14 protein-coding genes are annotated in these 14,687 nt (G+C 41.2%); 13 read left to right on the top strand and 1 reads right to left on the bottom strand.

Going from position 1 to position 14,687, the window contains the following annotated elements:
* Window positions 1–36 precede the first annotated feature (36 nt).
* The 10 genes from LI149_RS06810 (at window position 37) to thiI (ending at window position 12,152) form a co-directional block, all read left to right on the top strand.
* A complete protein-coding gene (locus LI149_RS06810) occupies window positions 37–1,440 on the top strand; it encodes an undecaprenyl-phosphate glucose phosphotransferase (RefSeq protein WP_105309810.1) in 1,404 nt (467 codons plus the stop codon).
* 38 nt (window positions 1,441–1,478) lie between these two features.
* On the top strand, window positions 1,479–2,627 hold the full coding sequence (locus LI149_RS06815; RefSeq protein ID WP_227143123.1) for an LCP family protein: 1,149 nt from the start codon (window positions 1,479–1,481) through the stop codon (window positions 2,625–2,627).
* 13 nt (window positions 2,628–2,640) lie between these two features.
* The gene (locus tag LI149_RS06820) at window positions 2,641–3,558 is read left to right on the top strand and encodes a glycosyltransferase family 2 protein (RefSeq protein WP_227143124.1); all 918 of its coding nucleotides are present in this window, start codon (window positions 2,641–2,643) and stop codon (window positions 3,556–3,558) included.
* An 81-nt stretch (window positions 3,559–3,639) separates the two neighbouring features.
* On the top strand, window positions 3,640–5,067 hold the full coding sequence (locus LI149_RS06825) for an LCP family protein (protein WP_227143125.1): 1,428 nt from the start codon (window positions 3,640–3,642) through the stop codon (window positions 5,065–5,067).
* 51 nt (window positions 5,068–5,118) lie between these two features.
* On the top strand, window positions 5,119–6,735 hold the full coding sequence (locus LI149_RS06830; protein ID WP_227143126.1) for a hypothetical protein: 1,617 nt from the start codon (window positions 5,119–5,121) through the stop codon (window positions 6,733–6,735).
* Between the two features lie 91 nt (window positions 6,736–6,826).
* Window positions 6,827–7,924: a UDP-galactopyranose mutase gene (glf, locus tag LI149_RS06835; RefSeq protein WP_227143127.1), complete on the top strand. Its 1,098-nt coding sequence runs from the start codon at window positions 6,827–6,829 to the stop codon at window positions 7,922–7,924.
* 68 nt (window positions 7,925–7,992) lie between these two features.
* A complete protein-coding gene (prmA, locus tag LI149_RS06840) occupies window positions 7,993–8,949 on the top strand; it encodes a 50S ribosomal protein L11 methyltransferase (protein ID WP_227143128.1) in 957 nt (318 codons plus the stop codon).
* Window positions 8,950–8,964: 15 nt separating this feature from the next.
* A complete protein-coding gene (locus LI149_RS06845) occupies window positions 8,965–9,711 on the top strand; it encodes a 16S rRNA (uracil(1498)-N(3))-methyltransferase (protein ID WP_227143129.1) in 747 nt (248 codons plus the stop codon).
* Between the two features lie 80 nt (window positions 9,712–9,791).
* Window positions 9,792–10,949: a cysteine desulfurase family protein gene (locus tag LI149_RS06850; protein WP_227143130.1), complete on the top strand. Its 1,158-nt coding sequence runs from the start codon at window positions 9,792–9,794 to the stop codon at window positions 10,947–10,949.
* Window positions 10,950–10,970: 21 nt separating this feature from the next.
* On the top strand, window positions 10,971–12,152 hold the full coding sequence (thiI, locus tag LI149_RS06855) for a tRNA uracil 4-sulfurtransferase ThiI (RefSeq protein WP_005331688.1): 1,182 nt from the start codon (window positions 10,971–10,973) through the stop codon (window positions 12,150–12,152).
* A gap of 95 nt (window positions 12,153–12,247) precedes the next feature.
* Here thiI and LI149_RS06860 read toward each other — a convergent pair whose 3' ends face one another.
* Window positions 12,248–12,496 carry an HPr family phosphocarrier protein gene (locus LI149_RS06860; protein WP_005331686.1) on the bottom strand — a complete coding sequence of 83 codons (249 nt, stop codon included), beginning with the start codon at window positions 12,494–12,496 and terminating at the stop codon, window positions 12,248–12,250.
* Window positions 12,497–12,603: 107 nt separating this feature from the next.
* On the opposite strand from LI149_RS06860, the gene mtaB reads away from it, so the two are divergent.
* The 3 genes from mtaB to ruvX all read left to right on the top strand — a co-directional run bounded on the left by mtaB (window position 12,604) and on the right by ruvX (window position 14,687).
* Window positions 12,604–13,890: a tRNA (N(6)-L-threonylcarbamoyladenosine(37)-C(2))-methylthiotransferase MtaB gene (gene mtaB, locus LI149_RS06865; protein ID WP_173785573.1), complete on the top strand. Its 1,287-nt coding sequence runs from the start codon at window positions 12,604–12,606 to the stop codon at window positions 13,888–13,890.
* A gap of 93 nt (window positions 13,891–13,983) precedes the next feature.
* Window positions 13,984–14,247 (top strand): IreB family regulatory phosphoprotein, encoded by a 264-nt coding sequence (locus LI149_RS06870; protein ID WP_227143131.1) that lies wholly within the window; start codon window positions 13,984–13,986, stop codon window positions 14,245–14,247.
* Between the two features lie 5 nt (window positions 14,248–14,252).
* Complete coding sequence (gene ruvX / locus LI149_RS06875) at window positions 14,253–14,687, top strand: Holliday junction resolvase RuvX (protein WP_005331678.1); 435 nt, start codon at window positions 14,253–14,255, stop codon at window positions 14,685–14,687.

The raw sequence follows: 14,687 nt of genomic DNA on the forward strand, positions 1-14,687 counted from the left end.
ATAAAGAGCTATATTTTGAAAAGTCAGGTGAAAATTGTGATTAAAGATAATCAAAAGTTATTTAATAGATTACATGTGTTGATAGATGCACTTATTATTATATTTTCTTATGGAGCAGCGTGGTTTATCCGTTTTAAAAGTGGATTATTCGCGCTGTCTTCATGGTATCTTTCTTTGAGCCAATATATGAAAGTGCTGGTGTTTGTAGTACCTATCTATTTGATTCTATATTATGCATTTCAATTGTATACTCCAAAGCGTGGACAGGGAAGAAGAATTGAAGCGTGGCATATCGTACAGGCTAATATTATTGGTCTCTTAGTATTTATTCTAATACTTTATCTCGCAAAAATGACAGATTATTCCAGAAAGATGTTGTTTGTATTTTTCTGTGTAAATGTAGTTGCTGAGATAGGGTTTAGAAATGTGTTACGATGGATTCTCAGAAAGTATAGAAAGCAGGGATATAATCAGAAACATATCTTGTTGGTCGGATATAGCCGTGCAGCAGAAGGATATCTGGATCGCGTGGTAACACATCCAGAATGGGGATATATTGTAAAAGGAATATTGGCAGATAATAAGCCTGAAGGAGAGGAATATCGAGGAATAAAGATTCTTGGCGGAACAGATAAACTGGCAGAAATTCTTCCGCAGAACCAATTGGATGAGATTGTAATTACGCTTGGACTGGCTGAGTATCATAAACTGGGACGGATTGTTAATATGTGCGAAAAGTCTGGTGTGCATACGAAATTTGTTCCGGATTATAATAATATTATTCCGACAAAACCGTACACCGAAGATTTGATGGGAATGCCGGTCATAAATATTCGACGGGTACCTTTGAATAATATGTTAAACGCAGTGGCAAAGCGTTGTGTGGATATTTTTGGAGCATTGGTTGCGATTATATTGTTTTCGCCGGTAATGCTTGTTACTTCAATCATTATTAAAGTAACTTCACCGGGACCACTTATTTTTAAACAGGAAAGAATTGGAAAGCATAATCGTCCGTTTTATATGTATAAGTTCCGTTCTATGGTTGTTCAGGATGAAAAAGATGAAAAGAAAGGCTGGACGACGAAAAATGATCCACGTGTGACACCAATTGGAAGATTTATTCGTAAGACAAGTATTGATGAATTGCCACAGCTTTTTAATATATTAATAGGAGACATGAGTCTTGTCGGACCAAGACCGGAAAGACCGCAATTTGTTGAAAAATTCAAAGAGGAAATCCCAAGATATATGATTAAGCATCAGGTAAGACCTGGACTTACAGGTTGGGCGCAGGTGAATGGCTACAGGGGAGATACATCTATTCAGAAGCGTATAGAATTTGATCTTTATTATATTGAAAACTGGACAATGGGATTTGATTTTAAAATTATTTTCCTGACATTTTTTAAAGGCTTTATTAACAGGAACGCATATTAAACAGGAAATGGGAAGAATCGAATAAGGGGAGTGGAAGTATGGATAGAAAGAGATTGAATAAAAGACAGCAAAGATTGGAACGTGAACGCAGGCTTAAAAAGAAACGCAGAAAAAGGATCATCATTATTATGGTTGAATTATTAATCCTGGCAGGTCTTGGAGTTGTAGCTTATGGAATGTTCGTTATGGATAAGATGGATACGACTACGCTGAACACAGATGATCTTAATATTTATAAGAGTACAGGAGATTATACGAATATTGCATTATTTGGTCTGGATTCCAGAGAAGGCGAGCTGGATGGCGGAGTACAGAGTGACTGTATGATGATAGCCAGTATTAATAATAAGACCAATGAGGTGAAATTAATTTCACTCTATCGAGATACACTTTTGAAACAGGAAAATGGGAAATATCAGAAAGCTAATTCTGCATACCGTATGGGAGGACCAGCCGAAGCAATTGCGCTTATGAATCGTAATTTAGATCTTGATATTGAAAAATATATCAGCGTCAACTTCAATGCATTGGCAGATATTATAGATGCGTTGGGCGGAATTGATCTCGATTTTACAGAAGATGAAATTAAATATACCAATATGTATTGCGATGAAACTGAAATTGTAGTAGGTCGTGAAACTTCCAGACTTAAAGGAGCAGGAACACATCACGTAGATGGTATTCAGGCAGTAGCGTATACGAGAATTCGATATACAAGTGGAATGGATTTTGAGAGAACACATCATCAGAGAATTGTATTAGAAAAAATAGTTGAAAAAGCACAGAGTGCAAACGTGATTACATTGAACAAGTTGATTAATGAAATCGTTCCACAGATTTCTACAAATCTGACAACAGGTAATTTCCTGGCGCTTGCATCAAAAGCAACAAATTACAAACTTAGTGAGATGTCTGGATTCCCATTTGAAGTGACAACATGTGACAATGTAAAAGGACACAAAGGGTCTTATGTCGCTCCAGTTGGATTGGCTAAAAATGTAACAGAATTACATCAATTTTTATTTGGAAAAGAAGATTATGATCCTTCTGATGAAGTGAAAGAAGCAAATGATGCAATTATAGAATTGACAGGGGTTGATCCGGAAACTTATAAAGAAACTACAGACTTTACTTATAAGAGTGGAGGAGAAGAATCGGACACTTCAGAAAAGCAAAATAGTAAATAAAGGGGATTTTTAAATGCAGGTGGATGTAATTATTCCAACATACAGACCGGGAAGTGAGTTTAGACAATTAATTAGCAAGTTACAAAAGCAGGAATATCCGATTCATAAAATTATCATAATTAATACGGAAGTAGGAGAATTTCCACAAATGCTTGAATCAGAACCATATCAGATTGAAGTTACTCACATCAGACAAGAAGAGTTTGATCATGGGGGAACAAGAAATATGGGAGCTAGTATTTCACAGGCAGATATTGTTCTCTATATGACGCAGGATGCGATTCCGGCAGATAATCAGTTGATCGAAAGATTTGTGGAAATATTTAAAAGTAATCCAGAGATTGGGATTGCATATGGAAGACAATTGCCAAGAGAGGATTGCAATATAATAGAAAGATATACAAGAAGGTTTAATTACCCGGAAAAAAGCAGAATCAAATCAAAAGTTGATTTATCACAGCTTGGAATTAAAACATTTTTTTGCTCAGATGTATGTGCAGCTTATCGAAGAAACTATCTTTTGAGTGCAGGAGGATTTGAAGATCCAACTATATTTAATGAAGATATGATTTTTGCCGGAAAGAGGATATTAGCTGGAGATAAGGTGGCATATGTGGCAGAAGCGAAAGTGATACATTCACATAATTATACGGGAAACCAACAGTTTCATCGTAATTTTGATCTTGCAGTGTCACAGGCGCAACATCCGGAAGTGTTTGAAGGAGTTCCGTCAGAAGGAGAAGGAATCCGTATGGTAAAAGCGACTGCAAAATACCTGATCCGGAGCAGACAACCTTTAAGAATATGGAATTTGATATATCAGTCAGGATGTAAATATATGGGATATTTCTTAGGAAAGAGATATGAAAAATTACCAAAATGGCTCGTATTAAAATGTACATCAAGTCCAAAATACTGGAAAAAATCTTAAGAAACATAATTTCTGTTGAAATTTGTAAAAAAATAGGATATTATTAATCTGTTTAATTCTGTTCAAAGAAAGGAAGTTTCGATGGCTAAGAAAAGAAGAAGTAATCGTAAGGTACATAGAGGTAGAAGAAAAAAAAGAGGATTTTCTACCTGGTCGTTAGGTAAGAAGATAGGTGTGATTGCTGTTAGCATACTATTAGTACTCGTGATTGGTGGAGGAGCAGCAGCAGCTGCTTATGTGACCAGCAAGGTGGACAAGATGGAAGTCCAGAAGCTAGATGTGAATAAGCTGGAAATTAATAAAGAAGTAGAACATAAGACGGGATACTTAAATGTTGCGTTATTTGGAGTGGATTCCAGAGAGGCTTCTTTGGGAAAAGGTACCAGAAGTGATACAATCATGATCGCAAGCCTGAATCAGGAGACTGGAGAAGTAAAGATTAGTTCCGTATATCGTGATACGATTTTGCAACAGTCAGATGGTACATACAATAAAGCGAATGCAGCATATTCCTTTGGAGGAGTAGAAGAGGCAGTTGCACTGTTGAACAAAAATCTGGATTTGAATATTGAACATTATGTTGCAGTGAATTTTAATGCTATGATTGATGTGATTGATACACTTGGTGGTCTGGATATTGAACTTACAGAAGAAGAAGTTAAGTATACGAACATGTATTGTGATGAGACTGCTGTAGTAACAGGACGTCCATTTGAAGAAGACCTGGTTGGTGCTGGGGTGCATCATCTAGATGGTGTTCAGGCTACTTCTTTCTGTCGTATTCGTTACGCGAAAGGCGATGACTTCAAAAGAACTGAGCGACAGCGCTTTGTGATTGAGAAGATTGTAGAAAAATTACAGGCAGCTAATCTTGCAACAATCAATAAAATTGCAGACGACGTATTTGCAGAGGTAGGTACTAACTTTACATTACCGGAAATTCTTTCTTATGCAAAAGATTTTAAAAAGTATACATTGGGAGAAACTACGGGATTCCCATTTAATAAATCAACTGGAACATTAAGTGGAATTGGAAGTTCCGTACTTCCTACTGATTTAGCAGGAGATGTGCAACAGCTTCATCAATTCTTCTTTGGAGATGATGGCTACACCCCATCAGATGTTGTGCTGAGTATTGATGCAGGTGTTAAAAAGAAAGCAACTGATGTTGGTAAAGGTACAACAAAAGATAATGACAGTTATTACGATGACAGCTCCAACAGTTCTTCTAAGGGTTCATCAGGAAACAGTTCCAATAAATCTTCAGGAACTTCAAGTAGAAGCTCCGGTAGCGGCAATTCCTCTGGCAGTGGAAGCTCCGGTGGCAGTAAATCAGACAGCGGATCAGGCGGCGGCTCCGGCAGCGGTAGTTCAGGCAACAGCGGTTCCGGTGGCGGAAGTGAATCTGGCGGAAGCAGCTCCGGTGGCAGCAGTTCCGGTGGAGGAAGTGAATCTGGTGGAAGTAGCTCCGGTGGTGGAGAATCTTCCGGTGGTGAAAGTGCAGAATAATGTATAACCATTCTTAAAATACAGAAACTATAGAAAAAAGAGGTAAAGTACATGAAGTTTTTAAAGAAAGTACTGGCTGCAGTTGCCTGTGTATGTGTGCTGGCTACCAGCGTGACACTGACATCCCATGCAGCTGGCGGTAGAATTTCTTTTGCAGATCCGAGTACGGCTGTGGGAGATATGGTAGACGTAAAATGTGTTTTAAAATCCAGCAGTGGATCTCTTGGAAGTTCATCAGTAACACTTTCTTATGATGCCAGTGCATTGAAGTTTAATTCCGGAGATGGAGTGACCGGTGGCGATGGAACCCTGACATACTCAGGAGATGGTGGTTCTTCAGAAGTGTCATTTACCATGACATTCCAGGCACTGCAAGAAGGTTCTACAGAGATTACGGTAGCATCTCAGGATGTGAAATCCAGTTCTGGTTCAGAGGTTAAGTTGACAGAAGGGAAATCTACAGTGACAATCGCTGCCGGAGATCCTTCTAAGATCGTGAATGATACTCAGGCAGCAGAAGGTGCTGACACAGCAGCTAGTGGCGATGTTACAGTTGAGGTGAATGGTACATCTTATACGCTGAGTGATTTTGTAGAAGCTTCTGTTCCGGCAGGATTTACAAAGACAACAATGAATTATGAGGGCGCTGACCGCCCAATGGCTTATAACGAGACAAATGGTATTTACCTTGCTTATCTGACATCAGCGGATGGTAATTCCAATTTCTTCTTATATGATGATTCAAATGCAACATTTGCACCATATGAAGAGATTGATATTTCCGATACAACAACGATTGTTCTGTTAAGTGATACAAGTGTGAAGCTGCCATCTAATTATGTGCAGACAACACTGACGCTGAACGGACAGGAATTCCCTGTATGGCAGGATAATGACAAAGATGGATTTTATCTGATGTATGCTGTAAACAACAATGGTACGAAGAATTTCTACGAGTATGATTCTCAGGAGAATACGTATCAGAGATGTGATGTAAAGCAGGATACCGGAGCAAGCAATGCTAAGAAAAAGGCAAATGGCTTCTTTGACAAGATGCAGAATGTGATTGACGGACATTTTAAAGTATTTACGATTATCTTTATTGTTATTTTACTTCTTCTCATTATCCGTTTGATTGTGGTTCGTGTGAAGCTTCGTAACCGTGATATTGAGCTGGATGATCTGTATGATGAGTATGGAATTGACTTAGAAGAGGAAGAACCGGAACCGGCTCCGAAGAAGAAAAATAAAAAGAAAGCTCAGCCGGCTCCGAAAAAAGGCAAAAAGAAAAAAGTCGTAGACGAAGATGATTTTGATGACTACGATGATGACGAATTTGACGAATTTGACGATGATGGCGATGATGATCGTTATGATAGCAAGCGTTATGATGACGAAGATGATTATGCAGATGATGACTTTGAAGAAGAGGAATTTGATGAAGTCAGAGAAGCACCGCTTCGTACAGTGAAATTCGATGATTTTAATACCATTACGGATATGTCTTTATATGAAGATGAGAACTTCGAATCATTTGTGATGGATGAGGAAGAAGAGGATGATATGGTAGATGATTTAGATGATCTGCTCAGTGAGCGTCCGAAGGAGAGACGCAGCCATTCTGAGAAGGATGACACATTCCAGGTAGATTATATTGATCTGGATTAATAAGAGTGAAATGAGTAACCAGGGAGGAATGCATAATGTAAGATGCATTCCTCTCTTAATAAATGGAACTTAAAAGGCTGCAGGAGGGGTTATGTACGATTATATTATTGTAGGGTCTGGGCTTTATGGAGCAATCTTTGTCCATGAGGCTATGAAGGCAGGAAAGAGCTGCCTCGTTGTAGAGAGGCGTTCGCATATCGGTGGAAACATTTATACAAAAGAGATGGAAGGAATCCAGGTGCATCAGTATGGAGCACATATTTTCCACACAAGTAATAAAGAGGTGTGGGATTACATTGGACAGTTTGCAACATTTAACCGTTATACGAATTGCCCGGTGGCATATTATAAAGGCCAGATGTACAATATGCCGTTCAATATGAATACATTTCATAAGATCTGGGGTGTGATCACACCGGCAGAGGCGAAGGCTAAGATTGAGGAACAGGTGAAGGAATATGGCGTAAAGGGGCCGAAGAACCTGGAAGAGCAGGCAATCAGCCTGGTTGGAAAAGATATTTACGAGATCCTGATCAAGGGGTACACTGAGAAGCAGTGGGGAAGGCGTGCGACAGAGCTGCCGCCGGAGATCATTAAGAGACTGCCGGTCCGCCTGACTTATGATAACAATTATTTTAATGACCTTTATCAGGGGATTCCGGTGGGAGGCTACACGCAGATCATTGAGAAGATGCTGGAAGGCGCGGAGGTCCGTTTGAATGTGGATTATTTGAAAGAAAAAGAAAATCTTCGCCCACTCGGTAAAAAAGTAGTGTATACTGGACCTGTAGATGCATATTTTGACTATTGTTTTGGTGAATTAGAATATCGTACGGTTCGTTTTGAGACAGAGATTCTGGATACAGACAATTATCAGGGAAATGCGGTGGTCAATTATACAGAGTATGAAGTTCCATATACAAGAATCATTGAGCATAAGCATTTTGAATTTGGAACCCAGGAGAAGACCGTTATTTCCAGAGAGTATCCGGTGACATGGAAGAAAGGGGACGAACCTTATTATCCGGTCAATGATGAGAAGAATACAGCACTTTATGCAAAATACAAAGAGCTGGCAGAGAAGGAAGAGAACGTAATCTTTGGAGGGCGTCTGGGACTTTACCGTTATATGGATATGCATCATGTAGTGGATGCGGCGTTACAGGCTGTAAGAAAAGAAATGAAATAAATGATAACGAGGTTAGAAACCGGGTATCATCAAAGGAAGATAATGAACGCAAAGAAGGAGAAAGTATTATGAAATGGAAGCAGTTTCGTTTAAAAACAACGACACAGGCGGAGGACATTGTGAGCAGTATGCTGGCAGATCTTGGAATTGAAGGTGTGCAGATTGAGGATAAGATTCCGCTTACAGAACAGGATAAGGAGCAGATGTTCGTGGATATTCTGCCGGATATTCCAGATGATGACGGGACAGCATATTTGACATTTTATCTGGATGAGGAAGAAGATGTGGCGCCGGTTCTTATGAACGTGAGAAAAGAATTGGAAGATATGCGTGCATTTCTTGATGTTGGGGAGTGCACCATCGAGGAATCTGAGACGGAAGATGTAGACTGGGTCAACAACTGGAAGCAGTACTTCCATCAGTTCTATATAGACGACATTCTTGTAATCCCATCCTGGGAAAAAGTAAAGCCGGAGGACAGCGACAAGATGGTCATTCATATTGATCCGGGTACAGCATTCGGAACAGGTATGCATGAGACGACACAGCTTTGCATCCGGGCGTTGAAAAAATATGTGACATCCGAGACGGAGATTTTAGATGTTGGTTGTGGAAGCGGGATTCTTGGAATGCTGGCGCTTAAGTTCGGGGCAAAGCATTCTCTTGGAACAGATCTTGATCCATGCGCCATTGATGCGACTCACGAGAATATGGAAGTGAATGGAATCCGCAAGGATCAGTATGAGGTCATGATTGGAAACATCATTGACGATAAGGCTGTTCAGGATGCGGTTGGATATGAAAAATATGATATTGTAGCAGCAAATATTCTGGCAGATGTCCTTGTTCCGCTGACGCCGGTCATCATTCATCAGATGAAGCCGGGTGCTGTATATATTACAAGTGGAATTATCGAAGATAAAGAAAATGTTGTAGTAGAAGCTGTGAAGGCTGCCGGGCTGGAACTTCTGGAAGTGAATCACCAGGGCGAGTGGGTATCTGTTGTAGCAAGAAAGAATGCCTAGAGGAGTAAAGAGAAAATGCAGCATTTTTTTGTAGATGCCTCTCAGGTATCGGAAGAAACAATCCGGATCGAAGGCACTGATGTAAATCATATGAAAAATGTGCTCCGTATGCGGATTGGTGAGGAAGTGACGGTCAGTGACGGTCAGGGAAAAGAATATCTCTGCCAGGTTCGGGATTTTGAAGAGGAGCAGGTGCAGTTGAAAATCGTAGAGACGAAAGCTTCAGATGCGGAACTCCCATCAAAAATCTATCTGTTTCAGGGTCTCCCGAAGCAGGAGAAGATGGAATTGATCGTGCAGAAATGTGTGGAGCTTGGAATTTATGCGGTAGTCCCGGTCTCCATGAAGCGGTGTGTGGTGAAGCTGGATGCGAAAAAAGGGGCGAAGAAAGTGGAGCGTTGGAATACAATTGCAGCCAGCGCAGCCAAACAGTCCGGGCGGGGAATCGTGCCGGAAGTGATGTCTGTGAAGACTTATAAGGAAGCCCTTGAGATGGCAAAAGATTTGGATGTTGTATTGGTGCCTTATGAGTGTGCAGAAGGTATGGATCACACAAAGAAACTGATACAGTCCATAAAGCCGGGACAGTCTGTTGGAATATTTATCGGACCGGAAGGCGGATTTGATCCGGATGAGATTGCGCTTGCATGTGAGACGGGCGGTCAGGTCATAACTCTCGGAAAGCGTATTTTACGGACAGAGACAGCGGGACTTGCGCTATTGTCTGTGCTGATGTTTCAACTGGAGCAAGTTACATATTAAATTGCAGGGACATATATTGATGATAAGAAGAGACAGTGAACAACTGTTATTGGAAAAAAGAAAACAGGAAGTGAGATAGAATGAAGGAAGTATATCTGGACAATTCTGCGACGACCCAGGCATACCCAGAAGTGGGAGATCTGGTCCGTAAGGTATTGTGTGAAGATTATGGAAATCCATCTTCCATGCACCGTAAGGGCGTGGAGGCTGAAAAATATATAAAAGAAGCGAAAGAGACATTTGCAAAGCTTTTAAAGGTGCAGGAGAAAGAAATTTTTTTCACCTCCGGAGGTACGGAAAGTGATAATCTGGCATTGATCGGGGCAGCAAAAGCGAACCGAAGAGCAGGGAATCATCTGATCGCATCCGGAATTGAGCATCCGGCGATCATTAATACGATGCGTTATCTGGAAGAGGAAGGATTTCGTGTTACATTTCTTCCGGTGGACCGCTTTGGAAGAATCAGTCTGGATGCATTGAAGGATGCACTCTGTGAAGACACGATCCTTGTATCTGTGATGTATGTGAATAATGAGGTGGGATCCGTACAGCCGATCCAGGAGGCTGCCAGCATGGTAAAAGCGTATAATAAGAACATTTTGTTCCATGTGGATGCCGTGCAGGGATTTGGAAAGTATCACATTTACCCGAAGCGCCTGAAGGTGGATATGTGTTCCATCAGTGGACATAAGATTCATGGACCAAAAGGAATCGGAGTGCTTTATATTGATGAACATGTGAAGATAAAACCAATCGTATTTGGCGGTGAACAACAGAAAAATGTCCGTTCCGGTACGGAAAATGTACCTGGAATTGCAGGGATTGGTCTTGCTGCGAAGATGATTTATGAAAATCTGGATGAAAAAGTTGCAGCGATGCGTGCGATGAAGGAGCATTTTATTGAAGGCGTGAAGCAGATCTCGGATACGACCATCCATGGTCTTTATGATGAGACCAGTGCGCCACACATTATCAGTGTTGGATTTGCGGGAATCCGAAGCGAGGTTCTTCTGCATGCGCTGGAAGATAAAGGCATCTATGTATCCAGTGGTTCTGCATGTGCTTCCAACCATCCGCAGATCAGTGGCGTGTTAAAAGGAATCGGAGCCGGTCAGCAGTTTTTGGATGCAACGCTTAGATTCAGTCTTTCTGAGTTTAATACGATGGAAGAGATTGACTATACATTAGATACTCTGTATAATATAGTACCGATGCTTAGAAAATATACCAGACATTAGAGATAAATGAGGAGAAGATCGATGAGATTTCATACATTTTTATTGAAATACGGGGAGATTGGTATCAAAGGAAAGAACCGCTATCTTTTTGAAGATGCTCTTGTAAGACAGGTGCGTTATGCGTTAAAGGATGTAGACGGGAACTTTGATGTCCACAAATCCCAGGCAAGAATCTATGTGGACTGTGAGGGTGATTATGATTACGAGGATACGGTGGAACATTTGAAAAGAGTGTTCGGACTGGTCGGAATCTGCCCGGTTGTCCGTATGGAGGATAAAGGTTTCGAGGAATTGAAAAAAGACGTGGTAGCTTATATGGCAGAGATGTATCCGGACCGCAACTTTACATTTAAGGTAGAGTCACGCCGTGCCAGAAAGTCATATCCGAAGAACTCTATGGAAATAAGCCGTGACCTTGGAGAGGCGATTCTCTATGCGTTCCCGGAGATCAAAGTAGACGTACATCACCCGGATGTACTGGTAAATGTAGAAGTGAGAAATGAAATCTATGTTTATTCTGAGATTATTCCAGGAGCAGGCGGAATGCCGGTAGGAACCAATGGAAACGCTATGCTTCTGTTATCCGGCGGAATTGACAGTCCGGTCGCAGGTTATATGGTATCCAAACGAGGAGTTGGTCTTGAGGCAACTTATTTCCATGCACCGCCGTACACAAGTGAGCGTGCAAAGCAAAAAGTTGTTGATCTTGCGAAGATTGTGGCAAGATATTCCGGACCGATTAAATTACATGTTGTGAACTTTACAGATATTCAGTTGTATATTTATGACAAATGCCCGCATGACGAGCTGACTATTATTATGCGCCGCTATATGATGCGTATTGCGGAAGAATTCGCAAGACGTGATGGATGCCTTGGACTGGTGACGGGAGAGAGTATCGGACAGGTGGCAAGTCAGACTATGCAGAGCCTGGCTGCAACGAATGATGTATGTACGATGCCGGTATATCGTCCGCTGATCGGATTTGATAAGCAGGACATTGTAGATGTGGCAGAGAAGATCGATACTTACGAGACCTCCATTCTTCCATTTGAGGATTGCTGTACCATTTTCGTGGCAAAGCATCCGGTCACAAAGCCGAATATCGAGGTTATCCGCCGTTCTGAGGAGAATCTGGCAGAGAAGATCGATGAACTTATGCAGACAGCGTTAGATACAGCAGAGATCATTGAAGTGAAATAGAAAAAGTGAAATAAAAAGGGGCAGCCCTTCGAAAGGAAGAACTGCCCTGTTATCTTTGCTGCTTTGCTTTTGATATATGCTTTTTGGCCTGAATCCTACTTAGGATCTTCGCTTACAATATAAGGCTTGATTGCTTCAAGAATAGGACCCATCTCAGAATCTGTTGCGTGGATATTCAGAGTTGTTGGCTCATTCAGATCCAGACTGAAGATTCCCATAACAGACTTAGCGTCTACGATATATCTTCCGGAAACAAGATCAAAGTCGTTGTCGAATTGTTCAAGCTCGTGAGAAAAAGAGTTCACCTTTTGGATTGAATTTAAATAAACCTGTACAGTTTTCATTGTACGTTACCTCCTTATTTATCATACTTCTATCATCTCTATCTTAAAAGTATGACAGATAAAAGTCAAGAAACAAATTACCAAATATTTTGAAAGGAATGTGTAAAATGAAAAAGAAAGCTGCGCTCCATAATCTGGGCTGCAAAGTAAATGCATATGAGACAGAGGCTATGCAGGAGCTTCTGGAGCAGAATGGATATGAGATCGTGCCATTTAAAGAAGGGGCAGATGTCTATATTATCAATACATGTACAGTCACCAATGTTGCAGACCGCAAATCCCGGCAGATGCTTCATAAAGCACGGAAAATGAACCCGGATGCGGTAGTTGTGGCGACAGGCTGTTATGTGCAGGCAAGAGGAGAAGATATCGACCCTTGTGTGGACATCGTAGTTGGAAATAATAAAAAGAAAGACCTGATTGCGATTCTGGACGAGTATTACAATGCTCAGCATAAAGTAAAAAAAGAGCTGCTTGATATCAACCATGAGAAAGAATATGAGGAGATGCAGGTCACCCATACAGCAGAGCATACCCGCGCGTATATCAAGGTCCAGGATGGGTGCAATCAGTTCTGTTCTTACTGCATCATTCCGTATGCGAGAGGACGTGTCAGAAGCCGTAACCTGGAACATGTATTAGAAGAGGTGCGGACACTGGCAGCTTCTGGATATAAAGAAGTTGTGCTGACAGGAATCCATCTGAGTTCTTATGGAATTGATACCGGGGAGAGCCTTCTGGAACTGATTCAGAAAGTACATGAAATTGACGGCATTAAAAGAATCCGGCTTGGATCTCTGGAGCCGAGGATCATTACAGAAGAATTTGCTTCCAGTATTGCGGTACTTCCGAAGATGTGTCCACATTTTCATCTGTCATTACAGAGTGGCTGCAATGCGACCCTGAAGCGTATGAATCGTCGTTACAGTGCAGAAGAATATATGGAAAAATGTGATCTTTTGCGGAAATATTTCCACAATCCGGCACTGACAACAGATGTGATTGTAGGATTTCCGGGGGAGACACAGGAAGAGTTTGCCGAGTCCATGGATTTTGTAGACCGCGTGAATTTCTATGAGACACACATTTTCAAATATTCCAGAAGAGCAGGAACAAAAGCAGCCGTGATGTCGGATCAGGTTCCGGAGGAAATAAAAAGTGAGCGAAGCGCGAAAATGATCGAGCTTGGACATAGAAAACAGAAAGCTTATGAAGAAAAACTCCTTGGAACGACACAGGAAGTGCTGATGGAAGAGGCAGTTGAGACGGAAGACGGCATTTACCAGGTCGGGCATACGAAAGAATATGTTAAAATTGGTTTAAAAACAGAAGAAAATCTATCAAATCAACTGAAAAATGTTAAAATCGAAGATACAAAGCAAATAATTCATTGAATTTTGACAAATGATAGGTTAGAATAAGATTGAAGAAATGTAATTATGAAGATGTGAGAATAATTACAAAGTAATGTGAAGGACGTGAGTAGTATGAAAGAATTAGGCAATACACATTTTTTTCAGGTAGAGAGTGCACCACAGATTCAGGCAAAAGATATTCTTGAAATTGTGTACAAGGCTCTTGTGGAAAAAGGGTATAATCCGGTGAACCAGATCGTAGGTTATATTATGTCAGGTGATCCGACTTATATTACCAGTTACAATGGTGCCCGCAGTCTGATTATGAAGATGGAACGGGATGAGCTGGTTGAAGAGATGTTCAAGACGTATATTGAGCATAATAAGTGGGGATAATATATATGAGGATTATGGGACTGGACTACGGCTCGCGTACAGTCGGGGTGGCTGTCAGTGATCCTTTGGGGATAACTGCGCAGGCTGTAGAGACTATATGCCGTAAGGACGAGAACAAGCTTCGGAAGACATGTGCCCGCATCGAGGAACTGGTGGCAGAGTATGAAGTTGAGAAGATTGTGCTCGGACTTCCGAAGCATATGAACAATGATATTGGAGATCGGGCGGAAAAATCTATGCAATTTGGTGAGATGATCGGACGACGGACCGGCCTTGAGGTCGTGATGTGGGATGAGCGTCTGACTACTGTTTCAGCAGAGCGGACTTTAATCGAGAATAAGGTAAGAAGAGAAGACCGCAAGAAGTATATTGACCAGATTGCGGCTGTTTTTATATTGCAGGGATACCTGGACTCCGCACACCTGAATAAAGAAGGGTAG

This window comes from Dorea sp. 210702-DFI.3.17 (assembly GCF_020560825.1).
Lineage (GTDB): Bacteria > Bacillota > Clostridia > Lachnospirales > Lachnospiraceae > Dorea > Dorea formicigenerans.

Coding starts and splice junctions, on each gene's coding strand:
- LI149_RS06845 (WP_227143129.1), top strand. CDS start 8,965: ATGCAGCATTTTTTTGTAGATGCCTCTCAGGTATCGGAAGAAACAATC.
- LI149_RS06825 (WP_227143125.1), top strand. CDS start 3,640: ATGGCTAAGAAAAGAAGAAGTAATCGTAAGGTACATAGAGGTAGAAGA.
- glf (WP_227143127.1), top strand. CDS start 6,827: ATGTACGATTATATTATTGTAGGGTCTGGGCTTTATGGAGCAATCTTT.
- LI149_RS06850 (WP_227143130.1), top strand. CDS start 9,792: ATGAAGGAAGTATATCTGGACAATTCTGCGACGACCCAGGCATACCCA.
- prmA (WP_227143128.1), top strand. CDS start 7,993: ATGAAATGGAAGCAGTTTCGTTTAAAAACAACGACACAGGCGGAGGAC.
- LI149_RS06830 (WP_227143126.1), top strand. CDS start 5,119: ATGAAGTTTTTAAAGAAAGTACTGGCTGCAGTTGCCTGTGTATGTGTG.
- ruvX (WP_005331678.1), top strand. CDS start 14,253: ATGAGGATTATGGGACTGGACTACGGCTCGCGTACAGTCGGGGTGGCT.
- LI149_RS06870 (WP_227143131.1), top strand. CDS start 13,984: ATGAAAGAATTAGGCAATACACATTTTTTTCAGGTAGAGAGTGCACCA.
- LI149_RS06820 (WP_227143124.1), top strand. CDS start 2,641: ATGCAGGTGGATGTAATTATTCCAACATACAGACCGGGAAGTGAGTTT.
- LI149_RS06815 (WP_227143123.1), top strand. CDS start 1,479: ATGGATAGAAAGAGATTGAATAAAAGACAGCAAAGATTGGAACGTGAA.
- mtaB (WP_173785573.1), top strand. CDS start 12,604: ATGAAAAAGAAAGCTGCGCTCCATAATCTGGGCTGCAAAGTAAATGCA.
- LI149_RS06860 (WP_005331686.1), bottom strand. CDS start 12,496: ATGAAAACTGTACAGGTTTATTTAAATTCAATCCAAAAGGTGAACTCT.
- thiI (WP_005331688.1), top strand. CDS start 10,971: ATGAGATTTCATACATTTTTATTGAAATACGGGGAGATTGGTATCAAA.